This window comes from Mesorhizobium sp. B2-5-4 (assembly GCF_006441095.1).
GTDB classification, from domain to species: Bacteria; Pseudomonadota; Alphaproteobacteria; order Rhizobiales; family Rhizobiaceae; genus Mesorhizobium; species Mesorhizobium salmacidum.
Map to the genome: position 1 here is coordinate 185,044 of NZ_VFUR01000006.1, position 23,208 is coordinate 208,251.

Here is a 23,208-nt window from a genome sequence, read left to right on the forward strand (position 1 = left end):
AAGAAACAAAAAGAGGCCGGGATTTCTCCGGCCTCTTTTTTTGGGGGTCGCTCCAGCAACTCCGGCACATGGCCGAATGCGGCAACCTGCCTGCTACTTGACGATGACGATGCTGGTGTTGGCCGGGCCGAAGGTCTCGACGAGCTGGTAGAAATCGGCGGCATTGTCCGGGTGCAGCCGCACGCAGCCGTGCGAGGCCGGCTGGCCGAGGCGCTTGATGGCATAGGTGGCGTGAACCGCATAGCCGCCGCTGAAAAAGACCGAATGCGGCATCGGCGCGTTGTCGTACTTTTTCGAATACCACATCTCATGTATGCGCGTCGGCTTGAACGAACCGGTCGGCGTGACATGCGCCCTGTCGCCGGTGGAAACCTTCCAGGCGAAAGTCGGCCGGCCGTCGACCGAGACTTCCATGACCTGCTGCGACAGCGAAACGCGCGCCACGATGCTGTTGGCGGCGTGGGCGGCGTTGGCGCCGAATAGAAGCGCGCTGCCCACGAGCGCCGCGAAGGTGATGTTGATGAGCTTTGCGGAAATAGTGGTGTGCATGATGTCCCCTCTCTGCCGGCCCGGCCGGCTCCAATTCGATGAGCGGCTTATCCCTGCGGCATGTTTCGGAGAGATTTCGCGAAATGTTCGTTTGTGTTTCGAAACTGTTTCCTCTGGTTAACAGGCCAAACCCCGCATCTCGGCACTGCCCGCCCCTCCGGCAACTTGCTGCCGAGAGGACCGAAGGCCCGCGCCGCGACGGGGGGCTCCGTGGGCGGCGCGGGCACTTCGGGAGTTTCCTGAAGCGACCCGCGATACAGTCATCTTTTTGGGGAATTCCGATATGAAAACAAAATTCGCGGCTTCGGTGCTTTCCGCACTGCTCTATGCGCAGGGCCTGCTCGGCTTTGCCGCTCTCGCCAGTGTGCTCTTCAAGGAGCGCGCTCATGCAAGCGAGTTCGCCGCCGGCGGCGACATGGCCTCGGGCCCGTCATTGCTGGTGGTGCGCTGAACCTCGCGGGCATCGGCGCGGAAATGGAAAGTCCGATGCTCATCCGGGGAGCCAGCTGGAAAAACCAGCCGTCAGTCGGCGAACTGCCGTGGCGGATCGAACCTGTAGCCGGCGCCGCGTATGGTGGTGATGGTCTCGGTGTCGAGCTTGCGGCGCAGCCGCACGATACGCGAGTCGATCGAGCGATCGAAAGCGTCGGCATTCTCGGCCGGTGCGGCGGCGATAATGTCGTCACGCGTCAGCACCTTGCGCGGGCTCGCCAGGAACAGCCTGAGCAGCGCCACCTGGCCGGGCGAGAGCTGCTCCTGCGTACCGGAGCGATGCATGACGATCGCCGATCTCAGATCGACGGTCGCGTTCTCCAGCACGATCAGTTCCTGGGTGCCCCTGCCGCGCCGCGAAAGCAGGCCGCCTACACGCGCGGCGAGTTCCCTGACATTGAGCGGACTTTCGACGACGTCGGCGGCGCCAAGCTCGAGCGCCAGCACCTTGTCGAGGAGATCGGCCGGCCGGCATATCAGGATGAAATCCGGTCCATGCTCGCCGCCCCCACTTTGGCCGCCATAACGCCTGAGCAGATCTCGCCCTTCCGCCTGGCTAACGCTGTCCCCGACGACGACGACATCGATGCCTCTGCCCGCCAGCAGCGATTCCGCCTCCCAGGGCTGCCGCGCCTGGCGCACGTCATGGCCGCGCCGCTCAAGATGGTCGGCAAGCTCGGTCGCCACGACGTCGGCAACGGAAACAAGCGCGATGACGGCTCGTGCGGCCATGTTTTCCAACCGTTCCCTGGCAACCGGATATGAGTACTGGACATCATGTTTATACCCAATCTACTTTCCACTGAAAGTGGGAGCGAGAGCATCGTGCGGGCAAGAATTGTCATCGTCGAGGACGAGCCCGACCTGAGGGACGCGGTCGCCGAATATCTCGGCGCCGCCGGCTATGATGTGGCGACCGCGGAAACCGCGGCCGCCGCGCGCAGCCTGATCGAGACGCAGCTCTTCCATCTGGCCATCCTCGACATCGCCATGCCGGGCGAGGATGGCCTGTCGCTCGGCCGCTGGCTGCGCTCGAAAATGCCCATCGGCATCATCTATGCGACCGCCGCCGGCACCGCGCTCGACCGCATCGTCGGGCTGGAACTCGGCGCCGACGACTATATCGTCAAGCCATATGAACTGCGCGAAGTGCTGGCCAGGGTGCGCAGCGTGCTGCGCCGTGTCCCGCAGCCGACGGAGCCGCAGGACAGGAAAGCCAGAACCGACCGCCGTTCCGTGGCCTTCGGCCCCTTCCAGGCGGATCTCGACGGCAGGCTGGTCACCGGCGCCAATGGTACGGTGATCGACATGGCCAAGAGCGAGTTCGACGTGCTGGAGGTTTTCCTGACCCGAGCCAACCGGCTGCTGACCAGGGCCGCGATCTCCGAGGCGATCGGCTTCACCGAGGATCCGGAATCATCGCGCGCCGTCGACATCCGCATCATGCGGCTGCGCAAGAAGATCGAGACTGATCCGGCCAACCCGAAATTCCTGCGCACGGTGCGCGGCGAAGGTTATATCTTCTCGCTGCCGACCGGCGACGGCAACTGAGCGTCAGACCCACAGGGTTTCCGCTCCGCAGCCGTTGCCAGCCGATCGAAGTGACGTGACTCTGGAATGACGGCTGACAATGACGGGCGAGACGGCAAGCACGGATATGCAGGGTTTCAGGCAAGGCGCGGCGATGGCGGCCGTGCGTGTCGTGCGCCGGCTGCGCGAGGCCGGCGACTGGCAGCGCGAAATGGACGGCATACTGGAAACGCTGTGCCACGCCATGGAATGCCAGCGCGGTATCCTGTTCCGCCTGCGCGAATTGCCCGGCCAAGGTTTCGCCCAGTCGGTCGCCGCCTACTGGATCGACCCTGATTTCGGCGGCGAACTGGCCTCGCCGACCGTCATCATGCAGTCGATCGTCAATTCGGATCCGCTGTTGGAGCGGCTGGCCGAGGATGAGCGGCAGGGCAAGGTCTTCGCCGGGCACACACGCGATCTCGAAGGGTTCCTGAGAGCCGATTTCGAAAAGCAGAACATCAAGTCCTTCCTGTCGGTATCCGTCTTCGCGCACGGCCATCTGTGGGGCACGCTCGCCGTCAATGATTGCGTCGAGGAGCGTGAATGGACCGACGAGGAAGAGGCGACGCTGCACATCATCGCGCTCGCCATCGGCGACGCCATAGAACACTCCCCCTCCGACGCCCATGCCAGCGAAGTGATCCGCCGCACCATGCTGCAGGCCTCGCTCGATGCCATCATCGTCATCGACGAGGCCGGATCGATCATCGAATTCAATCCGGCTGCGGAAAAGATGTTCGGCTTCCAGCGCAGCGATATCCTTGGCAAGGACCTGCTCGATACCGTCGTTCCGGAATACTACCGCAAGGGTTATGCCTCGGGCGCCGACTACATGTCCGGCCGCGGCGCGCCGATGGTCGGCCAGCGGCTCGAGACGGTGACGCAGAATGCCGCCGGCGAGGTCTTCCCGATCGAGCTGACGGCGACCGAGATGCGGGTCGCCGACCGCCGGCTTATCTTCGGCTCCATCCGCGACCTGCGCGAGAGGCTGCGCGCCGAGGAGGAGATCAACCGGCAGCGCGAGAAGCTGCACCAGAACGAGAAGATGGCGGCGATGGGCTCGCTGCTCGCGGGCGTTTCGCACGAGCTCAACAACCCGCTGGCGGTGGTGGTCGCGCAATCGACGCTGCTGCATGAATTCGCCTCGGACCCGCAGACCAAGGTCCGTGCCGAAAAAGTGCGCGCCGCAGCCGAGCGCTGCGGGCGCATCGTCAAGAGCTTCCTGTCGATGGTCCGCCTCCATCCGGCGGCGCAGACCGAGACCGATCTCAACCAGGTGATCCGCGCCGCTCTCGAGGTGACCGCCTACGGGGCGCGCTCGAGCGGCATCATCATCGATACCGATTTCGCGCCGGGTCCCCTGCTGGCCATGGCCGACGCCGACCACGTGACGCAGGTGGCGGCCAATTTCCTCATCAACAGCCAGCATGCTCTGGCTGGCATTGCCGGCGACCGGCTAATCAAGGTACGGAGCTTCCGCAGCGACCGGGGCAATCCGGGCTTCTCGGTCGAGGACAACGGACCCGGCATTCCCGAGGCCATCCGGTCGCGCATTTTCGAATCCTATTTCACCACCAAGCCGGTCGGCGTCGGCACCGGTATCGGCCTGTCGATTTCGAAGTCCATCATCGAGCGGCACAATGGCAATGTCTGGTTCGAGGAAGTGCAGCCGAGAGGCGCGCGTTTCGTCGTCCAGTTGCCGGCTATCTCGGCGGGCATCGCCGCCGCTGGCGAAAGCCAGCCACGATCGAGCGGCCTGCGCCACGCCTTGATCATCGATGACGAACCCGACGTCGCCGGTTCCTTGTCCGACATTCTCGAATTGATGGGCATCAAGTCGCGGATCGCGCCGGTCTGGGAATCGGGCGCCGCCACCTTGAGCGGCCACATGCCGCCGGACATCGTCTTTTCGGATCTGCGCATGCCCGGCACATCAGGCATTTCGATCTACCGCGAACTACTTGCCGAGCGGCCCGACCTGGCGCGGCGCTTCGTGCTGGTCACCGGCGACCTCATAGGCGCAAAGGCGGAAATCGAAGCCTTGCCGGCGCAGCAGCGGCCACAGATCCTCGAAAAACCGTTCAGCACGCTGGATGTGCGCAGCGTGCTTTCGACCATCGCCGAGCAGGCCGTGTCGAAAGCATAAAAAAGAGGCCCCCGGCCGACATCGCGGCGGGAGCCGAAGGGAGCGCTGGAGGACGCTCGGGGAGATCAGGGCATGATCCCCAAACGGGAACCGGTTTTCGGGATCATGCCAGGCAAATCCAGAGACAGAAATCAGAAGATGTTGGGCGTGCTGGTCAGCGGCGCGGCGTTGGCGATCATGCGGATCGCGCGGGCCTTGTGCGTTCCGGACTGCTCGGCAATGGCGCGCAGGCAATCCACGCTCTCGGCGCCCCAAGCCTGCCCCTTGCAGGCGAAATCGATCGCGGGCATCGGCAGGCGGGCGGTCGTGGTCGTGGTCGGCGCACCTTCGACGATGTTGGCGGGCGGATTCAACGAAGCGAAGGCTGGGCCGACCGTCGGCGTGAACGCCATGCCGGCGAAGGCGCAACCAGCCAGCGCCATGAACATTGCCATCGGGTGGTCGCTGGCACGCTGGCGAAGCGCCAACTTCGGGCGGCGGTCAGCGCGCTCTGGAGCCTGAAAGCGGTTGCTGCTGGTGATCTGGACTTTCGCATGCATCATTATCCCCTTCGTTGATTTTCTTTTTGCGATAAAGCGAATTTAATCGCGCCTTGTAACGACGGAAAGGTGACGAGAGCCCGGCAATGTAACCGGATTGAAACATTAATACGGGCAGAGACGGTCAAAATCGGTCATCGACTATTTTGATCCGGGATAGCGGGTTGCCCAGCGTGCCCCGCTGGTGGCCGACGCGAACGGCAGGGCTTTTTCTTGCCCCCGGAATACCTTGTCGGAGGGCGCGATTTGCAGCGTGACCGGCAACGGGTGGAGGTTATGAACTCTGGCTAACACCCGGATTTTCCGGGGTTTTCAGAGGTCACGGTGGAGCAGGATTCCGCTGGAACCGGGGCTGACATTTTCGCCCTGAAACCTGAGCATTTCCACAAACCATTGCATTTCAACGCAAAATATGATTATATTGAATGCATATTCAATAAAAAGAAGAGACGTTTCATGAACCCGCACCTCCGTGACGTGGCAATCCCGAACGATTGGGACCGGCGGGGATTGCCGGGCTGGAGTTACCATTCCACCGCCCTTCTCGAACTGGAGAAGGAGCATGTCTTCCGCAATCATTGGCAGATCGCCGGGCATATCTGCGACATACCCAATGCCGGCGACTACCTCACCATGGATATCATCGGCGAGCGCGCTTTGATCGTGCGCGGCAAGGACGGCGTCGTGCGCGGCTTCAACAACATGTGCCGCCACCGCGGCAGCCGCGTCGTGGCCGACAACCAGGGCAATTGTAAGAACGCGCTGGTCTGCCCGTTCCATGGCTGGGTCTACAATCTTGACGGTACGCTGCGCGGCGCCGCCCGCCCGCGCTCCTTCCCCAATCTCGACAAGACCGAGTTCGGCCTGATGCCGCTCGATCTCGAAATCTGGATGGGCTTCATCTTCATCCGCTTCCGCAATGGCGGGCCACAGCCTTCCGTTGCCGAGCTGTTGAAGCCGATCGAACCCGAATTCGCGCATTACAATGCCGCCGACATGGTGCCCTCCTGGGGCATCTGGACCCAGAAAACACCGGTCAACTGGAAGTCCGTGCGCGACGTCGACAATGAAGGCTATCACGTCGCCATGGCGCATCCGGCCCTGCAGGATCTCTACGGCGCCACCTATTTCGACGAGCCTTTCGTCAACGGCGTCTCGCGCTCCTTCGCCACCTACAACCCGCATGCCGGTCGTCGCTGGAGCGTCAGGAACTACGTCAAGATCGCGCCGGAGCCGACGCATCTGCCGGACCACCTCAGGAAGGCCTGGGTCTATTACGGAATCTTCCCGAACGCCGTCCTGTCGGTGATGCCGGAATCGGTGCAGTTCTATCAGGAGTTCCCGCTGTCGACGGGTGAGACGCTGCTGCGTGGCGCCATCTATCGCTACCGCGACGAAAGTCGCGAGCAGGCCGCTGCCCGCTATCTCTCCTTCCGTATCGATCGCGACACCATGTCGGAAGACGTGCAGCTTTCGGTCTGGTCGAACGAATCCATGCTGTCCGAGTCCTTCGAGGGTTTTTACTTCTCCGACCTCGAATATGGGGTGCGCACCCACCACGACCATCTGCGCAAGCAGCTTCCGGTGCTCGGCCTGGAAACAGCGCCGGAAGAAAAGGACATGTGGAACCTAAACGATGCGCTGAGATCGCGAGGGTAGCGGCGCAAGCCGCGAAACTCTCCCCCACAAGAGGAAGATTGGCTATCACCCCCGCCAGACACCCTCTTTCCTGAGGTCATCCATGGTGCGCGAAATGCCTTCGCGCAGGGTGCCGACCATGTCGTCGATCTGCTCGCGCGTGATGATGAGCGGCGGCGACATCACGCACATGTTGATCAGTGGCCGCACCAGCAGGCCAAGCTCATGGCAGTGGGCGTCGATGCGTTTTCCGACATTCTTGTCGAGTTGCAGCGGATCCTTGCTTTCGCGGTCGGCGACGCATTCGACACAACCCATCAGCCCCACGCCGCGCACCTCGCCGACCAGCGGCAGCTCTTCCAGCGTCTTCAGCTGCGCCTGGAAATAGGGGGCGACCGCCTGCGCGTGGGCAAGCACGCTTTCTTCCAGCAGGTCGAGGTTCTTCAAGGCCACCGCGCAGCCGACGGGATGGCTGGTGTAGGTCAGCCCGTGGCCGAACATTGCGTCGGGATGGTTCGAGCGGCGCAGCTCCTCCAGCAGCCGTTCCGAGATGATGACGCCGCCGAGCGGGAAATAGCCTGAGGTGACGCCCTTGGCAAACGTGATCATGTCGGGGTCGATGCCGAAGACGTCGCCGGAGGCAAAGACATGGCCAAGCCGGCCGAAGCCCGTCACCACCTCGTCGGAAACATAGAGAATGTCGTTGTCACGGCAGATCTCGCGGATGCGCTTGAGATAGCCGTCGGGCGGCACGACGACGCCGCCGGACGCCTGCACCGGTTCGCCGACGAACGCGCCTATTCTGTCGGCTCCGAGGCGCGCGACCGCGTCGCGGAACTGGTCGACGAGGAAATCGGTGAAGGCAGCGATGCTCATCCCTTGCGGACGCCGGAACGGGTCGGGCGAGGAGAGCTTGACCACCATATCGCCGGCGCCGTCCATCCAGTCGCGATCGCGCGGGCGGCCATTGAGCGAGGCCGAAAGATAGGTCGAGCCATGGTAGGCGCCGCCACGGCTCAGGATCAGCTTCTTTTCCGGCCGGCCACGTACATTGTTGTAGAACTGCATGAAGCGCAACGCCGTCTCGACCGCGGATGAGCCGCCCGTGGTGTAGAAGACATGGCTGAGGTCGCCTGGGGCATGGCCGGCGAGACGTTTGGCAAGCTCCGCCGATGGCGCGTTCATCGTGTACCAGGGCGTGTTGTAGGACAGCGCCATCGCCTGGTCGTACATCACCCTGGCGAGTTCCTCGCGACGATGGCCGACATTGACGCACCACATGCCGGCCGGGCCGTCGATGAGCCGCTTGCCGGTGTTGTCGGTGATGTAGATGCCATCGCCCTCGCCGATCAGCGCACGCGCCTCCGAACCGACGGAACCGGCATAAGGCCAGGGCTGGATGAGATGACGCTTGGCCAGCTCGACCGCATCGTCGTCGCCAGGGCCAGCCGTTTCGCCTGCCTTCAGATCTCTCACCGCCGCCATCATCGCCTCCACATCACCGAATTTTCCCGGGTATCAATCCGATTCGCTATGGCCGAAATCATCGCTCCGCTCACACGATTTTGAATGTCCGTTCAATCAACATTGCAGAAATGGCGCTTGATTTCAATCCGCGGATGCGCGCATGATGAAAGAAAGCCGGCAAGGGGAACAATAGCCGGCGCCAGCCCAATGGGATGCCGTATGGCGGGACAGTCCAGGCCAGCAACCGAGATCACAACCGGAGCCCCGCCCTCTGGTGCCCTGCAATGACGGTGGCTGCGGAAGGGTTGCCTCCGTTGCGCACGACGCGGGCCAGACGAAATGCCCTTCTGCAATCCGAGCCCGTACAGGGCTTTGCCCTGATCAGCCCGACCTTGCTCTACGCGCTCATCCTGCTGGTCCTGCCGATACTGGTGGTCATCGCCCACTCCTTCTGGACGCAGCACTACCTGACCATCGACCGCACCTTCACGCTGGAGAATTACCGCGTCGCGCTGACCGAGCCGATTTACCGCGATCTGTTATGGCGCTCGCTCTATATCTCGCTGACGGTCAGCCTGTTCACCGTCGTCCTCGCCTACCCGATCGCCTACTTCATTTCCTTCCGCGGCGGCCGTCACAAGAGCCTGTGGCTGTTCCTCATCACCATCCCGTTCTGGACCAGCTATCTCTTGCGCGTGATGTCGTGGAAGGTCATCCTGGGCTATAACGGCGTCTTGAATTCCGGCCTGATGGGTCTGGGCATCATCGACGAACCGTCGACAGCCCTGCTCTACAATTCGAGCGCCGTCATCATCACCCTTACCCATGCCTGGGCGGCCTTCGCCATTCTGCCGATCTTCGTGTCCCTGGAGAAGGTCGATCGCACGCTGGTCGAAGCGGCCACCGATCTTGGCGATGGCCCCTTGCGCTCGTTCCTGCGCGTGACCTTGCCGCTCTCGGCGCCTGGCATCATTTCCGCGGCGCTGATCGTCATGATCCCGACGGTCGGCGACTACGTCACGCCAAAGCTCGTCGGCGGCAAGGACGGCGTTATGATCGCCAACGCCATCCAGGCACAGTTCGGCAAGGCAGCCAACTGGCCGCTCGGTGCCGCACTTTCCGTCACCACCATGCTGATCGTCTCCCTGATGGCCGGCGCCACGGTGCTGATCATCCGCACTTTGCAAAGGATGGCGCGATGAGGGCGCGGCGCCTCCTGCCGGGCGGCTGGCTGTCCGCCTACGCGTTCCTCTATATTGTCTTCCTCTATCTGCCCGTCATCTTCCTGCCGATCTTCTCGATCAACACGGCGGCGACGCCGAAATTCCCGCTGACCGGCTTCACCCTGCAGTGGTACGAAGACCTGCCGCGCACACCGGCGCTGCTCGATGCCGCCTGGAACAGCCTGATCGTCGGCGTCTCGGCGGCCATCCTCTCGACCGTACTCGGCATCCTCGCCGCCCGCTCGATCACCCGCTACCGCTATCCCGGCCGCCCCGCCATCAATGGCCTGATCATGGCGCCGCTTGTGCTGCCTGAAGTGATCGTTGCCATCTCCATGCTGCTGGTGATGCTGCAGCTTGGCTTGAGCCTGTCGCTGGTCACCGTCGTGCTCGGCCACGTGCTGATCTGCATTCCCTATTCGATGACAGTGTTGACCTCCGGCTTCGAAGGTTTCGACCGCAGCCTCGAGGAAGCCTCCGCCGATCTCGGCGAGAGCGCCTTCGGCACTTTCCGGCGCGTGACGTTGCCGATGGTGGCGCCGGCGATCATTTCCAGCCTGCTGGTCTGCTTCACCATCTCTCTGGATGAATTCATCATCGCCTTCTTCCTCACCGGCACCAAGGCGACGCTGCCGATCTACATCTGGGGCCAGTTGCGTTTCGCATCGAAACTGCCCGGCGTTCTGGCGCTGGGCACGCTGCTGCTGGTCGCCTCCTTCCTGCTGATGACGATCGCTGAAATGCTGCGTCGCCGCGCGGCCAGACGCACCCAGAACGAGGGAGGCCTCTATGCCTGAGCGGCCGCGGATCGAGCGCACTCACGCGGACAGGATCCAATCCGAAAGACCGATGATTGAGATCCGCAACGTCACCCGCAGCTACGGAGCCTTCAGGGCGCTGGACGACGCCTCCTTGACCATCAGGGAAGGCGAGTTCTTCTCGCTGCTTGGTCCGTCCGGCTGCGGCAAGACCACGCTTTTGCGCATGATCGCCGGGTTCGACAATCCGACCAGAGGTTCGATCGCGGTTGGCGGCCAGTCCATGGAAGGCATCCCGGCCAACCGCCGGCCGACCAACATGGTGTTCCAGAGCTATGCGATCTTCCCGCACCTCAATGTCGAGCAGAACGTCGCCTACGGACTGAAGCGGCTGAAGCTGCGGGCCGGCGAGGAGAAGCGCCGCGTCGAGGAAGCGCTGGCGCAGGTCTCGCTCACCGGCCTCGGCAGGCGGCTTGCCACGGAGCTTTCCGGCGGCCAGCGCCAGCGCGTCGCGCTCGCCCGTGCCCTGGTGATGCGGCCCAAGGTGCTTTTGCTCGACGAGCCGCTCTCGGCGCTCGACAAGAAGCTCCGCGAGCAGATGCAGGTCGAACTGCGCCGCCTGCAGCAGGCCGTCGGCATCACCTTCGTATTGGTCACCCACGATCAGTATGAGGCGCTCGCCATGTCCGACCGCATCGCCGTGATGTTCGGCGGCAAGATCGCCCAGGTCGCCTCGCCGAAGGAGATCTACCAGCGCCCGGTCAACCGCCAAGTCGCCGACTTCCTTGGCGGCATGAACTTCGTCAAGGCCGAGATCGTCGAGGAGAACGGCGCCTCGCTGATCCTCGACACGCTGGGTTTCGGCCGCATCAAGACCGACAAGCCCAAGGCTTTCGTGCGCAACGGCGGCGGCGCCACGCTCGGCATCAGGCCTGAGCGCCTGCGCGTGCTATGGGACAATGCGACAGCCAAGTTCGAGGTCGCCGGCAAGGTGGTCGAGCGCCACTATTTCGGCGAGATCACCCATCTGATCGTCGAGATCCCCGGGCTGGAAAAGCCGCTATCGGTGACCGAGACCAACGATTTCGGTGCCGATGATATCCCAGTCGGCACCTCCATCCGCCTCGCCTACGATCCCGAAGCCCTGGTCGCGATGGCCGACTGAACGTCGACGATGATCCTGCGCGCCGCGATGCGCCCGGCCACGATCGCGCCTTCGACATAGCCCGGGAATGACGGCGACAGTTCCGACGAAGCGAAATGCACCGGCGGCGCACCGGCAAGAATGGTGCGCTCGGCATCCCTCGCCGTCACATCGACGATCAGGTCGCTATAGGCACCGCCGCTCCAGCCATCATGCGTCCAGTCGCGGCGGTTGAAATCGAGAATATCGGCAGCCTCCGAACCAAGAGCCTCCACAAGTCTCGTCGTCACCTGCGCCCGCAGGTCCGCCTGGCCGAGTTCGTGCCAGCGCAGCGCCAGCGGCCCGCCAATGAAAACGACTAGCGCCGCATGCTCGGAATCCCTGCTGGCGTCGCAGGCAAACAGCCCCGGCAGATCCCGCCACATCACCATCCCGCTCAAATTCCGTTCGCGCCAGAATGGCTTGGGATAGCGCACCAGGATCTTGATCACAGCGCCGCTTTCCCAGGCGCCGAGCGCCGTTTCCAGGGCTGCTGGCAAGGCTGGCGTAAAATCGAGCTTCGCGGCTGTCGCCGGCGGCACGGCGACCAGAACTTCGCGCGCTTCGACCACGCTATTGATCGAGACGACCCGAACCCTTGGCGGACCGTATTCGATGCGGCTCACCGGTTCACCGAGCCTCACACGGCCGCCGAGGTCCTCGGCCAGATCATCGGCCATCGACTGCATGGTCTCGCGCAGGGAATATTGCAGCTCCGGCACCTCGTTGGTGATGCGCCGGTCATTGTCGATGAGATACCACAGTGGCACCTTCTCCAATGCCAGGCACCACAGGCCTTCGATCATCGACCGGAAGGCCGCCTTGGCCTCGCCGGCGTCACCCTGCGTCTCCAGCCACCCGGCAACGGTCAATCCCGCAATGGCAGGATCGTTGGGCTCGATCCTGTTCATGCGCTCGCGGATTGCCATGGAGGCGTGATAGGTCCGCTCGGCCTGGTCGACCGACATTGACGGGTGGGTGATGAAATCACCCTCGACGTAAGTCTCGACGAATGTCTTGCCGCGAGCCCGGGCCAGTTCCATCAACTGCGGCATGTCCTCGCACAGGAATTGGCCGCCGCTGTCGATGCGCTCGCCAAGTCCATTTCGCACGGTCTCGACGCGGCCGCCGACACGATCGCGGGCCTCCACAAGCACGAAGTCGACGCCGGCGCGCTTCAATTCAATCGCGGCCGATAGGCCGGTGAAGCCGGCGCCGACGATAACGACGTCGGTTCTTTCGATCTTGTCGTTCAATAGCCAGCCTTGATTTTCTCGAACTCGTCGATCATGCGCTTCTTCAGCTCCGGCGGTACCGGCTGCTGGAACAGGGTCTTGTCGAGGAACTTGTCGAGATTGTCGTGTAGGCCGGGTGTAGCAGCGGGTCCTCATGGCCCGACCAGTCGAACACGACGAGGTCGCCGCCGCCCTCGGCGAGCGCATAAACCGCGCCGGCACCGAACGTGCAGGCAGCGGCTATGACAAGGTGGCGAAGCACGGAATTCATGGTGCGAAAAACTCCCCCATCGCGAAAGATGCCGAGAGCGAGGTTAGGCAAATTCAAGCGCTTTGGCGAGCCCATCCGCCGCTCCTGCCGGCGCACGGACGGGTCCGCCAGTCAAAGGCTTAATAGCCCGCTTTGATCTTCTCGAACTCGGCGATCATCTTGAGCTTGAGATCCGACGGCAGCGGCTGTTGGAACAGCGTCTTGTCGACGAATTTCTGCACGTCGTCATAGCCCTTTTCCTTCAGGACGGCCTGATCGACGCCGGTCATGCCCTTGGCATTGGCCTGGCCGTAGCCCCAATCCTTGACCAGCACCTTGGCGATCTCCGGATCATTGACTGCGTTGAGATAATCATAGGCCTTGTCGGTATTGCCGGGTGAGTCCTTGAACAGCACATAGCCGCAGACCCAGGTCGAGATGCCTTCCGCCGTGTCCTTCTTCGACTTGATCGGCACGCCGGCGGCGACCGACTGCACGGTCGCATCGTTCCAGGCCCAGGCGAGATCGACCTCGCCGCCGCTCAGAAGCTGGACGACGTCGGTGGTGTCGGTCCAGTAGGAGCGCACATTCTTGTGTACCTGGCGCAGGAAGTCGGAGGCCTGCTTGAACTGGTCGTCGGTCATCTTGGTCCAGTCCCTCAGGCCGATGGCGAGGCTCGCCAGCGCATAGGCATCGTCGACATTGTCGCCGATCGAGACCCGGCCCTTGAACTTCGGATCTACGAACGCTTTCAGCGACTGCACGTCCTTCTCGTCGATCTTGGAGGAATTGTAGGTAAGCTGCGTGTTGCCCCAGTCCCAGGGCATGAACCAGGCTTTTCCGTCATCGGTTGTGGCGAGATTCTTCATCGCCATGATGCCGGGATTGAGGTCCTTCCAGCCCGTGATCCTAGAGGTGTCGAGCGGCTGCAGCAGGCCAGCCTCGCGCCACTTCACCACGCTCTGCGAGCAGGGATGGCCAAGGTCGGCCTTGAAGCCGGAACGGACCTTCTCGAACGCCTCGTCCTCATCGCCGAAGAATGCGAAGGTCGGCGAATCGCCGTTCTTCTCGACGTATTTCGGGTGGAAGCCCGGGGCCTCGTAGCCGGACCAGTCGAACACGATAAGATCCTTGTCGGCGGCGATCGCCAGGGCGGCGGCGGAAGCCGCCAGTGCACCGGCCAGTGCAAGCGTCAGTGTCAGGCGTCTTGTCAGTGTCTTCATTGCTGCTCCATCCTCTGTGATTTTCTTATGATTTCGTTGGGCCGGCCCCCTTCCGTGGGTAGTGTTTCGGGAAAGCCGCCGACAGGAATTCATTGGCCGCCTGCAAGGCCGTCTCGCGGGTCGTGTCCTCGGTGCCCATCATCAACCGCAGCCACAAGCCTTCCAGCATGGCGCTCAGCGCCAGCGCCATGACCTGCGGCTCGTAGGCATAGCCGCCGTTTTGCTTGAGCGCCGTGCAGAGGTCGATGAAAATGTTCTGGTAAACGGCATCCCGCGCACTGCTCAGCGCCTGGTAGGTCGGCCGCGATTTGGCCTCGCCCCAGAAGGCGCACCAGGCGGCAAGCTTGCGCTTGTTGCAGATCGAGCGGTCGAAATCGGCCGCGACCAGCGCCTGGAGCTGGTCGGCAGGATCGTCGCCTGCCTTGTGCAGCGCATTGCGCCAATGCGCCGAGTATTCGTCATACATGTACTGCAAGGTCGCGATGAGCAGCTTTTCCTTGCTCTCGAAATGGAAATTGACGATGCCGCGCGACAGACCGGCGCCATCGGCGACATCGGCCATCGTCGTTTCCGAATAGCCGCGCTTGGCCAGCGAATCGATCGTCGCCTCGATAAGCTGAAGCTGCCTGACCTCCTTCGCGGCCTTGCGCCCGCGCTTTTCGGATTCAGCCTTCCGTACGGGTTCAAGGAGCGCGTCCCTGGCGTCTGCCGTCTTCATGCGTATGATGGTCTCCAGCATCGCCGGCTATCCCTTTGCGTCCGGCTTCAACCCGCGAAGATGAGTGGGACGGTGCTCGCCACTGTCAAGCACCTTCTGCATGGCTTCCCAGGTTCGAATGTTGTCGACACAGGCCGACCGACCACGGCGGCAACGGCCGAATAGCGATCCCTTCAACCCCATAGCGCCTCTGGGAGCGGATGGCGGTGTAGTCATACTCCGGCTCGGCCTCGGCCGTTTCGATCATCAGCCCTCGGTCCCCAATGGACGAACGCCTGTTTCGAACGCCGGCAGAGCGTAATCCATGTCTGGAAAAATGCAACATCATTTGTTGAACATTCATTCAGAATGGCTGGACAGAATGGCTGACGCCATGCCAAATTCCACGTATTCGGGGAACAGATCACGCGAAAATGAAGAGCGGGTCGCAGATGAGAACTGGGCCAAAATGAAAGCTTGGGACGCGATCATCATCGGCGGCGGACACAACGGCCTGGTCAACGCCTGTTACCTGCAGCGCGCCGGGCTCGACGTGCTGGTGGTGGAGAAGAACGACTGGGTCGGCGGTGCCGCCACCAGCCGCGAGCTGACGCCGGGCTTCCTCTATTCCAACTGCTCTTATGTCTGCTCGCTGTTCCGGCCGGAGATCATGCGTGATCTCGAGCTGCCGCGCTTCGGCCTGCAGGTGATTTCCTATGAAGGCGGCGCGGTCTTCACCCGGGATGGCGATTATCTCGCCAACTACCGCGACCACGACGCGCACCGGCGCGAATTCGCCCGCTTCTCCAAAAGGGATGCCGAGGCCTATGACCGCTACTCCCGCGACGTGACGCGACAGTGCCGTTTCATCCAGCCGCTGCTGATGCGCACGGCGCCAGATCCGACCAGCCTGCGTCCGCGCGATCTCGGCGAACTGCTCTATCTCGGCAAGAAATTCGCCGGTCTCTCCGCCGAGGAAATGGCGCTGACTCTGCGCTTCTGGACCATGTCCATCTCGGACTTCCTCGACGAATATTTCGAGACCGATGTCATCAAGTCGAACTTCGCGCTGTCCGGCATCATTGGCACGGCACTCGGGCCGATGTCGCCCGGCACGGCTTACGTCCTGCTGCACCACTATATGGGCGAGGTCGACGGTTCGGTCGGTGCCTGGGGCTATGCGCGCGGCGGCATGGGCGCGGTCACCAAGGCACTGGCCGCTTCCTTCAAGGCCTCGGGTGGAACCATCCGCACCGGCGCCGAGGTCGACCACGTGCTGGTAAACAGAGGCAAGGCGAAAGGCGTCGTTCTGGCCGGCGGCGAGGAGATTTACGGCAAGCTGGTTGTCTCCAATGCCGACGTGAAGCGCACCTTCCTGAAGCTGGTCGAGGAAAAGGAACTGCCCGACATCTTCCTGCGCCGGGTCAAGAATTTCAAGATCCGGGGCTCCTCAGGCAAGGTCAACATCGCGCTCGATTCGCTGCCGGAATTTCCCGCGCTGCCGAAGGACTCGCCAGTCTATCGCGGCGACATGCATTTCACCGATTCGATCGAGCGCATGGAGCGCGCTTATGACGACTGGAAGGCCGGCCGCTGGTCCGCCGATCCCTTCCTCGACATGGTCATCCCGACGACACTCGACCCGACCATGGCGCCGCCTGGCAAGCATTTCATGAGCTGCTTCGTGCAGTACGCGCCGCACAAGATCGCTGGTCGCGAGTGGACGGACGCCGATTGCGACGGTTTTGCCGAAAGCGTGGTCGCGCAGATCGCTGAGTATTCGCCGGGTTTTCGCGACCACATCGTCCATATGGAGGTGCGCACGCCGCGCGAGATCGAAGCCGAGGTCGGCCTCACCGAGGGCAACATCTTTCAGGGCGAACTCACCTTCGACCAGCTGCTGTTCAACCGCCCGGTGCCGGGCTACGCGCAGTATCGTTCACCGCTCAGTGGGCTCTATATGTGCGGTTCCTCGACCCACCCCGGCGGCGGCGTCATGGGTGCGCCCGGACGCAATGCCGCGGCCGAAATCCTGCGCGATCTCGCAAAATCCACCTCGCATATGAGCCCGGCCCATGACGTCATCTGATGCGCCAAAATGGGATGTGCTTGTCATTGGCGGCGGCCACAACGGGCTTGTCGCCGCCGCCACGCTGGCGAAGGCCGGCCGCAAGGCGCTGGTGCTGGAAGCCGGAGCCGAACTCGGCGGCGCCGCGCGCATCGAGGAATTCGCGCCCGGCTTTCGCATCTCGTCGGTCGCGCATGTGCTGAACCGGCTGCATCCCGATGTGGTGAAGACGCTGGGGCTGGAAAAACACGGGCTGCAAATCGCTCGCGCCGACTTCGCCCCGTCGGTCGCCTTGTCGAAGGATGGGCCGCCGCTTGTCCTGCATGGCGCCTATGGCGAGGTGCTGACTGGCGCCAGTCCGTCTGAACAGTCCGCCTGGAGGGAATTGCGCGCGCAACTGCTGCGCTATGCAGGCGTCCTGAAACCCTTCCTGTCGCGCCGGCCGCCCGATCTCGGCGGCATGTCGCTGTTCGAAGGCGCGGCACTTGGCCAGACCGCGCTGGCGCTGAAGAAGCTCGGCAAGGAAGACATGCGCGATTTCCTGCGCGTGCTTTTGATGAACGTCGCCGACATGCTTGACGAGCAGCTTACCGACGACAGGCTGAAAGGCCTGCTCGCCTTCGATGCCACGCTCGGCAGCCATCTTGGCCCGCGCTCGCCGACCTCGCTGCTCGGCCTCTATTATCGTCTGGCCGGAGAGATCGGCGGTGCGGCCGGAGCGCAGCTACTGCCACAGGGCGGCATGGGCGCGGTGGTCGCCACGCTCCGCGCCGCTGCCGAAAAGGCTGGCGTCACGATCCGCACGTCGGTGCCCGTCGCAAGGATCATTGTCGAGAAAGGCCGCGCCGTCGGCGTCGTCCTCGACAATAGCGAGGAGCTTCGCGCCAGGACGATCGTCTCCGCCACCAATCCGGCGACCACCTTCCTTGAGCTTGTCGGGCCGCGCGGGATCGACACCGGCTTCATGCGCAAGGTCAGAAATATCCGCATGAAGGGCAATGCCGCCAAGCTCCATTTGGCGCTCGACCGGCCGCCGCAATTTTCCGGGGTCGATGCTGCCGGCAGCAAGGGGCGGCTGGTCATTGCGCCCTCCCCAGACCATGTCGAGCGTGCCTTCAATCCATCCAAATATGGCGAGTTCTCGCCCGAGCCGGTGATGGAAATCACCTTGCCCAGCCTTGCGGACCCATCGCTGGCGCCAGGCGGCGCCTGCGTGCTGTCGGCCGTGGTGCAATATGCGCCTTATGCACTGAAGGAAGGCTGGGATGCCGGCAAGCCGAAATTCCTCGAGGCTATCATGGCTCAGTTGGAGGCCTACGCGCCTGGCGTAGGCAAGACGGTGGTTCAAGCCGAACTGCTCACCCCTGCCGACATCGAGAAGCGCTTCCGCATGCCAGGCGGCCACTGGCACCATGGTGAACTGCAGGCCGATCAGATGCTGATCTCGCGCCCCGTCTCCGGCCGGTCGGGCCACGACACGCCGCTCGACGGGCTGTTCCTGGCCGGTGCGGGTTCGCATCCCGGTGGTGGTGTTTCGGGTGCGCCCGGCTTGAACGCGGCACGGCACATCATCGCGATGAAAGGGTGACGGGATGTCTCAGTTGGCCAACATCGGCTTCCACTGCGAAGGAACGCTGCCATGACCAGCCAGCTCGACAACGCGGCCCGCAGCCTGGCGCAATCCCACTTCCGCACGCTGCGCATTGGCACGCCGTTCCAGCCGCGTATCGACGCGCTAGCCAAGACCCAGGACTGGTACAATTGGGCCGGCTACCGCGCGCCGCATTCGCTTTGGGACGAGGAGCTCGAATATTTCGCCATCCGCAGCCAGGCAGCACTGTTCGACATCTCGCCGATGACCAAATACCGGATCGAGGGACCGGATGCCGAAGCCTTTCTCGACCGCGTCACCTTGCGCGATGTCACGAAGCTCAGGCCCGGCCGTGTTCATTACACCGCGTGGTGTGACGACGAAGGTTTCGTCCTGGATGATGGTACGCTTTTTCGCTTGTCGCCGACACGCTTCCGGCTGTGTTCGCAGGAGCGGCATCTGCCGTGGCTGCTGGACAGTGCCCTTGGCTTCGAGGTCATTGTCGAGGAAGAAACCGAGGCCGTCGCAGGGCTCGCCTTGCAGGGCCCAACCGCCTTCGCCGTGCTGCGCGATGCCGGTTTCGCCGGTGCCGAGAAGCTGAAAATATTCGACCTTGCCGAGTTCCCGCATGACGGCGACACGGTCACCATCTCGCGCACCGGCTTTACCGGCGATCTCGGCTACGAGCTGTTCGTGCCGGTCGACAAGGCGCTCAGCCTGTGGGACCGGTTGATGGCCGCGGGCGAACTTCGCGGCATCCGCGCCATCGGCTACACCGCGCTTAATCGGGCTAGGCTCGAAGCCGGGCTGATCGTCGCCAATGCCGATTTCACCACCGCCGAACACGCCATTCGCGCCGACCGCCGGCGCATGCCCGACGAGGTCGGGCTCGGCTTCATGATCGATCTGGAAAAAGGCCATTTCAACGGCCGTCGTGCCATCCTCGAAGCGAGGGCGAAACGCAAGCTGCGCCATGTCCTGGTCGGGCTGGAGATCGAGGGCAACATCCCGGCCGAACACGCGATCGTCTACCACAAGAAGTCAAAGGACGTCGGCCTGGTCAGCGCCGCCATGTGGTCGCCGACGGCCAAGCGCAACATCGCCATCGCCTCGCTGGCGCGGCCCTATGGTGATACTGTCGTAGAGGACCTCTGGGTCGAGATCTACGCCATGCGCGAGCTGCAGTACCAGAAGCTGATGAAACGGGCCAAGGTCGTGGCGCGGCCTTTCATAAAGCTCGACCGCCGCACCGCCAACCCGCCATCGGATTTCTGACCATGACCGAGGAAGCGGGCAAGCACCAGGAAGAAGGCGAGGCCGCCGAGCAGTGGGAGCTGGTCAACACGCCGCTCGGCGAGAAATGGTCCGGCCGCACGCGCTATGCCGCCGCCATGTTCTTCTACAAGCAGGGCGAGATGAGCGCCGAGACGCTCGAAGTCTACCGCATCTGCGCGCGGTTGGATGCGGAAAACCCCTTGCCGATCATTCGCGATCGTGGTGTCGGCAAGGACTGGCTGAAGCGCATGGGCTTCGAATAAACCACTCTAACCTATCGTTCTTTCCAGCATGCTCAGCCAGTTGCGGTAGGCGATCTTTTCGATCAGCGCGCGGCCGAAACCGCGTGCCGCCAGCGCATCGATGAGTTTCGGCAGGCCAGCGACGTCGCCGATGACGGCCGGGATCATGGCACCGTCGAAATCCGAGCCGAGACCGACGCCGTTCTCGCCCAAAGCCTGCAGCAGGGAATCGATATGGCGCACCATGATGTCGAGGCTGGTGTCGGCATTCATGCGGCCGTCCTCGCGCAGGAAGCCGGTGGCGAAGTTGAGGCCGACCATGCCGCCGGACTCGCGGATCGCTCCGAGCTGCCAGTCCGTCAGATTGCGCGAATGGCCGCAGATCGCGTGCACGTTGGAGTGGGTGGCGACCAGCGGCGCATCGCTAAGTGCTGCAACATCGCGGAAGCCCTTCTCGTTGAGATGCGAGAGGTCGATCATGATCTTCAGTTCATTGCAGGCCTTGACCAGCGCCTTGCCGGCATCGGTCAGGCCAGGTCCGGTGTCGGGCGAGGACGGAAAGCGGAACGGCACGCCATTACCGAACTCATTCGGCCGACTCCAGACGATGCCGAGCGAACGCAGGCCCGCGGCATGCAGAACGTCGAGCATGGTGAGTTCGGGATCGATCGCCTCGACGCCCTCGATGTGGAACACCGCGGCAATCGTGCGTTGTGCCATGGCGTTGCGCACGTCGCCGGCACTGCGGCAGATCGCCAACGCGCCGGCGCGCTCAAGCCGGAACAGGATGGACGCCATGGCGATCGTCGAGTTGAGCGCATCGGCGCGCGGAACCTCGGGCGGCAGCGGCTCGCTGTCGCTCGGCGCCGAAGGCACGGCGCTGCGCCGCGCTTTCTCGACCGGCGGCGGGAAGATGGCGAACATGCCGCCGGCGAATCCGCCGGCCTTCGCGCGCGGCAGGTCGATATGGCCGCCCGATTTCCCGTCGATGAACAGCTTTTCGACTTCGCTGTCCTTGGACTGGTAGAGCCGCAGCAGCGTGTCGTTATGGCCGTCGAAGACGGGGACGAGGTCGGAGTCTGTCATAGGGGGTCATTCGGTTCGTTCATCGGCGCGGGAGCGATATATCATACCCACTTAGGCAAGATGTGCTACCCGCGCAAATGACAAAGCCTGACCGACCTACTGCTTCAGCACGTCGGCCCATTCCGGATGGCGGCGGAACTGGGCATTGGCGAACGGGCAGAGCGGGATGATCTTCTTGCCCGCTGCCCGCGCGTCCTCGACGGCGCGGGTGACGAGCCGAAGCCCGGCGCCCTGGCCGCGAAAGGCGTCCGGTACTTCGGTGTGGTCGATGATGAGCTGGTGCTCGCCGATCTTGGTGAAGGTCATCTCGGCCTCGGCGCCGCCGGGGCCGCGCAGGAAGTAGCGACCCTTGGATCCGCGATCTTCAAGTTCGATCTCTGGCAGTTGATCGGGCATCTCTACACTCCTTGGACGACACCGGCAAAAAGCCGCCGCGCCGCCTCGATTTCGTTTGGCCGCACCTCGTGCCCGCCGTCGTGCCACTCCACTGTGACATCGGCGCCATCGGCACGCAAATAGGCTTCTAGCCGCGCCGTCAGGTTCGGCGGGCAGATCGGATCGCGCCTGCCGGCGGTCACCAGGATGTGACGGCCGGCAAGGCTGCCTTTCACCTCCGGTTCGAACGGGATCAGCGGATGCATCAGCACCGAAGCGTCGAACAGGTCAGGGGCTTCGAACACCAGCGAGGCCAGGATGTTGGCGCCGTTGGAATAGCCGAGGCCCAGCACGGCCGACGGCGTCGCAGCCTCGACATGGGCCTTGACGAATTCAGCCATCTTGCCCGTCGCCCGCGCCAGGTCGTCCATGTCGTAGACGCCCTCGCCGGTGCGGCGGAAGAAACGCGCCGCACCTTGTTCGGAAACATCGCCGCGCGGCGAGATGATGGTGGCCTGGGGCGCGAGATCACGCCCCAGCGAAACAAGCTGGCTCTCGTCGCCGCCCGTGCCATGGAAGACGAAGAGCAGCGAACCGCCCGGCGAACCGGGCAGCACCTTGTGGATGAAAGCGTCCTTGCTCATCGTCTCAGCCCTCCAGCTTCTGCAGATGCTGTTCGAGATAGGGCCGCAGGTGCTGATGCTGGGTGGGCAGCTTCAGTGCCTCGCCGAGATGGGCGGTGTCCTCATCACGGTCGAAGCCCGGCTCGTTCGTGGCGACTTCGAACAGCACGCCGCCAGGGGTGCGGAAATAGATCGCCCAGAAATAGTCGCGGTCGATCACCGGCGTCACGCCATAGCCCGTATCCATCAGCGCTTTGCGCACTTCGAGCTGCTTGGCGCGGTTCTCGACGGAGAAGGCGACATGATGGACGGAGCCCGCGCCGAGATCGGCGAAAGGAGCAGTCGGCAGCGATTCGATGTCGACGACATCGGCGCCGTTGCCGTTCCTGATGGCGAGCCGCCTGACATTGCCTGACTTGTCGACCTCCTCGTAGCCCATGAACTTCAATAGCTCCTCGGTGGCGCCGCCATCCTTCAGCCTGAGCGAAACCGAGTGAAAGCCGCGGATCGCCTCGTCCGCGGCAATGCCGCCTTTCACCCAGGGCGCTCTGCTGTCGGCCTTGTCCTCGACGAGGGCAAAGCCATCGCCGTCCGGGCCGGCAAATCCGAGCCGCTTCTCGCCAAAGCTGTCCTCGCGGGCGACATTGGTTACGCCTTCGTCGGTGAAGCGTTTTTCCCAATAGGCGAGCGTGCCTTCCGGCACGGAGTAGACCGTGGTGCCGACTTCGCCGACGCCATGGCGGCCTTTGCCAATATTGGGAAACGGGAAATAGGTCATCACGGAACCCGGCGTTCCGACCTCGTCGGCATAGTAGAGATGGTAGACGTCGGGCGCATCGAAATTGACCGTCTTCTTGACCCGGCGCAGGCCAAGCTTGTGGGTGAAGAAATCATTGTTCTGCCGTGCATCCCTGGCCATCGAGGTGACGTGATGCAGGCCCTTGATCTGGTCGAGCATGGTCTTTGCTCCTTCCCT

23 protein-coding genes are annotated in these 23,208 nt (G+C 63.2%); 11 read left to right on the plus strand and 12 right to left on the minus strand.

Going from position 1 to position 23,208, the window contains the following annotated elements; translation table 11 throughout:
- Positions 1-93: 93 nt before the first annotated feature.
- A complete protein-coding gene (locus tag FJ492_RS09870) occupies positions 94-549 on the minus strand; it encodes a L,D-transpeptidase (RefSeq protein WP_140769762.1) in 456 nt (151 codons plus the stop codon).
- Between the two features lie 283 nt (positions 550-832).
- Between FJ492_RS09870 and FJ492_RS09880 the strand changes: the two genes are divergently transcribed.
- Entirely contained in the window at positions 833-1,000 is a 168-nt protein-coding gene (locus tag FJ492_RS09880; protein ID WP_140509800.1) for a hypothetical protein, read from the plus strand.
- A 71-nt stretch (positions 1,001-1,071) separates the two neighbouring features.
- Here the strand turns inward: FJ492_RS09880 and FJ492_RS09885 are convergent, their stop codons facing one another.
- Positions 1,072-1,773, minus strand: a complete 702-nt coding sequence (locus tag FJ492_RS09885) for a response regulator transcription factor (RefSeq protein ID WP_140509798.1) — start codon at positions 1,771-1,773, stop codon at positions 1,072-1,074.
- Between the two features lie 45 nt (positions 1,774-1,818).
- Between FJ492_RS09885 and FJ492_RS09890 the strand changes: the two genes are divergently transcribed.
- Together FJ492_RS09890 and FJ492_RS09895 are read left to right on the plus strand one after the other, a co-directional pair.
- Positions 1,819-2,592 carry a response regulator transcription factor gene (locus FJ492_RS09890; RefSeq protein ID WP_181166623.1) on the plus strand — a complete coding sequence of 258 codons (774 nt, stop codon included), beginning with the start codon at positions 1,819-1,821 and terminating at the stop codon, positions 2,590-2,592.
- A 79-nt stretch (positions 2,593-2,671) separates the two neighbouring features.
- Positions 2,672-4,759 (plus strand): PAS domain S-box protein, encoded by a 2,088-nt coding sequence (locus FJ492_RS09895; RefSeq protein ID WP_181166624.1) that lies wholly within the window; start codon positions 2,672-2,674, stop codon positions 4,757-4,759.
- A gap of 131 nt (positions 4,760-4,890) precedes the next feature.
- Here the strand turns inward: FJ492_RS09895 and FJ492_RS09900 are convergent, their stop codons facing one another.
- Positions 4,891-5,298, minus strand: a complete 408-nt coding sequence (locus FJ492_RS09900; RefSeq protein WP_140769768.1) for a hypothetical protein — start codon at positions 5,296-5,298, stop codon at positions 4,891-4,893.
- Positions 5,299-5,754: 456 nt separating this feature from the next.
- Here FJ492_RS09900 and FJ492_RS09905 point away from each other — a divergent pair, with 456 nt between their 5' ends.
- Positions 5,755-6,957: an aromatic ring-hydroxylating dioxygenase subunit alpha gene (locus tag FJ492_RS09905; protein WP_140769770.1), complete on the plus strand. Its 1,203-nt coding sequence runs from the start codon at positions 5,755-5,757 to the stop codon at positions 6,955-6,957.
- Positions 6,958-7,002: 45 nt separating this feature from the next.
- On the opposite strand, the gene FJ492_RS09910 is transcribed toward FJ492_RS09905, so the two are convergent.
- Entirely contained in the window at positions 7,003-8,421 is a 1,419-nt protein-coding gene (locus tag FJ492_RS09910) for an aminotransferase (RefSeq protein WP_140712897.1), read from the minus strand.
- A 266-nt stretch (positions 8,422-8,687) separates the two neighbouring features.
- On the opposite strand from FJ492_RS09910, the gene FJ492_RS09915 reads away from it, so the two are divergent.
- The 3 genes from FJ492_RS09915 to FJ492_RS09925 are packed head-to-tail and all read left to right on the plus strand — an operon-like array spanning position 8,688 to position 11,549.
- Complete coding sequence (locus FJ492_RS09915) at positions 8,688-9,605, plus strand: ABC transporter permease (RefSeq protein WP_140712899.1); 918 nt, start codon at positions 8,688-8,690, stop codon at positions 9,603-9,605.
- Positions 9,602-10,423 carry an ABC transporter permease gene (locus FJ492_RS09920; protein ID WP_140712901.1) on the plus strand — a complete coding sequence of 274 codons (822 nt, stop codon included), beginning with the start codon at positions 9,602-9,604 and terminating at the stop codon, positions 10,421-10,423. The genes FJ492_RS09915 and FJ492_RS09920 overlap by 4 nt, the downstream gene beginning before the upstream one ends.
- Positions 10,424-10,475: 52 nt before the next feature.
- Positions 10,476-11,549 carry an ABC transporter ATP-binding protein gene (locus FJ492_RS09925; RefSeq protein WP_140712903.1) on the plus strand — a complete coding sequence of 358 codons (1,074 nt, stop codon included), beginning with the start codon at positions 10,476-10,478 and terminating at the stop codon, positions 11,547-11,549.
- Here the strand turns inward: FJ492_RS09925 and FJ492_RS09930 are convergent.
- The 4 genes from FJ492_RS09930 to betI all read right to left on the minus strand — a co-directional run bounded on the left by FJ492_RS09930 (position 11,513) and on the right by betI (position 15,014).
- Positions 11,513-12,823: a flavin monoamine oxidase family protein gene (locus tag FJ492_RS09930; RefSeq protein WP_181166625.1), complete on the minus strand. Its 1,311-nt coding sequence runs from the start codon at positions 12,821-12,823 to the stop codon at positions 11,513-11,515. The genes FJ492_RS09925 and FJ492_RS09930 overlap by 37 nt on opposite strands.
- A gap of 43 nt (positions 12,824-12,866) precedes the next feature.
- Entirely contained in the window at positions 12,867-13,073 is a 207-nt protein-coding gene (locus FJ492_RS09935) for a hypothetical protein (RefSeq protein WP_246672653.1), read from the minus strand.
- A gap of 119 nt (positions 13,074-13,192) precedes the next feature.
- Positions 13,193-14,275: an ABC transporter substrate-binding protein gene (locus tag FJ492_RS09940; protein ID WP_140712907.1), complete on the minus strand. Its 1,083-nt coding sequence runs from the start codon at positions 14,273-14,275 to the stop codon at positions 13,193-13,195.
- Between the two features lie 25 nt (positions 14,276-14,300).
- The gene (betI, locus tag FJ492_RS09945; protein WP_140712909.1) at positions 14,301-15,014 is read right to left on the minus strand and encodes a transcriptional regulator BetI; all 714 of its coding nucleotides are present in this window, start codon (positions 15,012-15,014) and stop codon (positions 14,301-14,303) included.
- Between the two features lie 427 nt (positions 15,015-15,441).
- Here betI and FJ492_RS09955 point away from each other — a divergent pair, with 427 nt between their 5' ends.
- From FJ492_RS09955 to FJ492_RS09970, 4 genes are read left to right on the plus strand one after another with little or no spacing between them, the layout of a single operon-like run.
- On the plus strand, positions 15,442-17,061 hold the full coding sequence (locus tag FJ492_RS09955; protein WP_140769772.1) for an NAD(P)/FAD-dependent oxidoreductase: 1,620 nt from the start codon (positions 15,442-15,444) through the stop codon (positions 17,059-17,061).
- Complete coding sequence (locus tag FJ492_RS09960) at positions 17,048-18,628, plus strand: NAD(P)/FAD-dependent oxidoreductase (RefSeq protein ID WP_140769774.1); 1,581 nt, start codon at positions 17,048-17,050, stop codon at positions 18,626-18,628. The genes FJ492_RS09955 and FJ492_RS09960 overlap by 14 nt, the downstream gene beginning before the upstream one ends.
- Before the next feature lie 51 nt (positions 18,629-18,679).
- Positions 18,680-19,906, plus strand: a complete 1,227-nt coding sequence (locus FJ492_RS09965; RefSeq protein ID WP_140769776.1) for an aminomethyltransferase family protein — start codon at positions 18,680-18,682, stop codon at positions 19,904-19,906.
- 2 nt (positions 19,907-19,908) lie between these two features.
- Complete coding sequence (locus tag FJ492_RS09970; RefSeq protein ID WP_027141923.1) at positions 19,909-20,169, plus strand: hypothetical protein; 261 nt, start codon at positions 19,909-19,911, stop codon at positions 20,167-20,169.
- A 6-nt stretch (positions 20,170-20,175) separates the two neighbouring features.
- On the opposite strand, the gene FJ492_RS09975 is transcribed toward FJ492_RS09970, so the two are convergent.
- The 4 genes from FJ492_RS09975 to FJ492_RS09990 form a co-directional block, all read right to left on the minus strand.
- Complete coding sequence (locus tag FJ492_RS09975; protein ID WP_140769778.1) at positions 20,176-21,234, minus strand: dipeptidase; 1,059 nt, start codon at positions 21,232-21,234, stop codon at positions 20,176-20,178.
- Positions 21,235-21,330: 96 nt separating this feature from the next.
- Complete coding sequence (locus FJ492_RS09980) at positions 21,331-21,630, minus strand: GNAT family N-acetyltransferase (RefSeq protein ID WP_006200562.1); 300 nt, start codon at positions 21,628-21,630, stop codon at positions 21,331-21,333.
- Between the two features lie 2 nt (positions 21,631-21,632).
- The gene (locus tag FJ492_RS09985; RefSeq protein ID WP_140769780.1) at positions 21,633-22,253 is read right to left on the minus strand and encodes an alpha/beta hydrolase; all 621 of its coding nucleotides are present in this window, start codon (positions 22,251-22,253) and stop codon (positions 21,633-21,635) included.
- 4 nt (positions 22,254-22,257) lie between these two features.
- The gene (locus tag FJ492_RS09990) at positions 22,258-23,190 is read right to left on the minus strand and encodes a VOC family protein (RefSeq protein ID WP_140748051.1); all 933 of its coding nucleotides are present in this window, start codon (positions 23,188-23,190) and stop codon (positions 22,258-22,260) included.
- Positions 23,191-23,208: the final 18 nt, after the last annotated feature.

Bases quoted from the DNA above. Each gene is read 5' to 3' on its own strand.
- FJ492_RS09870 (WP_140769762.1), bottom strand. From the start codon at position 549: ATGCACACCACTATTTCCGCAAAGCTCATCAACATCACCTTCGCGGCG.
- FJ492_RS09880 (WP_140509800.1), top strand. From the start codon at position 833: ATGAAAACAAAATTCGCGGCTTCGGTGCTTTCCGCACTGCTCTATGCG.
- FJ492_RS09885 (WP_140509798.1), bottom strand. From the start codon at position 1,773: ATGGCCGCACGAGCCGTCATCGCGCTTGTTTCCGTTGCCGACGTCGTG.
- FJ492_RS09890 (WP_181166623.1), top strand. From the start codon at position 1,819: ATGTTTATACCCAATCTACTTTCCACTGAAAGTGGGAGCGAGAGCATC.
- FJ492_RS09895 (WP_181166624.1), top strand. From the start codon at position 2,672: ATGACGGGCGAGACGGCAAGCACGGATATGCAGGGTTTCAGGCAAGGC.
- FJ492_RS09900 (WP_140769768.1), bottom strand. From the start codon at position 5,298: ATGCATGCGAAAGTCCAGATCACCAGCAGCAACCGCTTTCAGGCTCCA.
- FJ492_RS09905 (WP_140769770.1), top strand. From the start codon at position 5,755: ATGAACCCGCACCTCCGTGACGTGGCAATCCCGAACGATTGGGACCGG.
- FJ492_RS09910 (WP_140712897.1), bottom strand. From the start codon at position 8,421: ATGGCGGCGGTGAGAGATCTGAAGGCAGGCGAAACGGCTGGCCCTGGC.
- FJ492_RS09915 (WP_140712899.1), top strand. From the start codon at position 8,688: ATGACGGTGGCTGCGGAAGGGTTGCCTCCGTTGCGCACGACGCGGGCC.
- FJ492_RS09920 (WP_140712901.1), top strand. From the start codon at position 9,602: ATGAGGGCGCGGCGCCTCCTGCCGGGCGGCTGGCTGTCCGCCTACGCG.
- FJ492_RS09925 (WP_140712903.1), top strand. From the start codon at position 10,476: ATGATTGAGATCCGCAACGTCACCCGCAGCTACGGAGCCTTCAGGGCG.
- FJ492_RS09935 (WP_246672653.1), bottom strand. From the start codon at position 13,073: ATGAATTCCGTGCTTCGCCACCTTGTCATAGCCGCTGCCTGCACGTTC.
- FJ492_RS09940 (WP_140712907.1), bottom strand. From the start codon at position 14,275: ATGAAGACACTGACAAGACGCCTGACACTGACGCTTGCACTGGCCGGT.
- betI (WP_140712909.1), bottom strand. From the start codon at position 15,014: ATGCTGGAGACCATCATACGCATGAAGACGGCAGACGCCAGGGACGCG.
- FJ492_RS09955 (WP_140769772.1), top strand. From the start codon at position 15,442: ATGAAAGCTTGGGACGCGATCATCATCGGCGGCGGACACAACGGCCTG.
- FJ492_RS09960 (WP_140769774.1), top strand. From the start codon at position 17,048: ATGACGTCATCTGATGCGCCAAAATGGGATGTGCTTGTCATTGGCGGC.
- FJ492_RS09965 (WP_140769776.1), top strand. From the start codon at position 18,680: ATGACCAGCCAGCTCGACAACGCGGCCCGCAGCCTGGCGCAATCCCAC.
- FJ492_RS09970 (WP_027141923.1), top strand. From the start codon at position 19,909: ATGACCGAGGAAGCGGGCAAGCACCAGGAAGAAGGCGAGGCCGCCGAG.
- FJ492_RS09975 (WP_140769778.1), bottom strand. From the start codon at position 21,234: ATGACAGACTCCGACCTCGTCCCCGTCTTCGACGGCCATAACGACACG.
- FJ492_RS09980 (WP_006200562.1), bottom strand. From the start codon at position 21,630: ATGCCCGATCAACTGCCAGAGATCGAACTTGAAGATCGCGGATCCAAG.
- FJ492_RS09985 (WP_140769780.1), bottom strand. From the start codon at position 22,253: ATGAGCAAGGACGCTTTCATCCACAAGGTGCTGCCCGGTTCGCCGGGC.
- FJ492_RS09990 (WP_140748051.1), bottom strand. From the start codon at position 23,190: ATGCTCGACCAGATCAAGGGCCTGCATCACGTCACCTCGATGGCCAGG.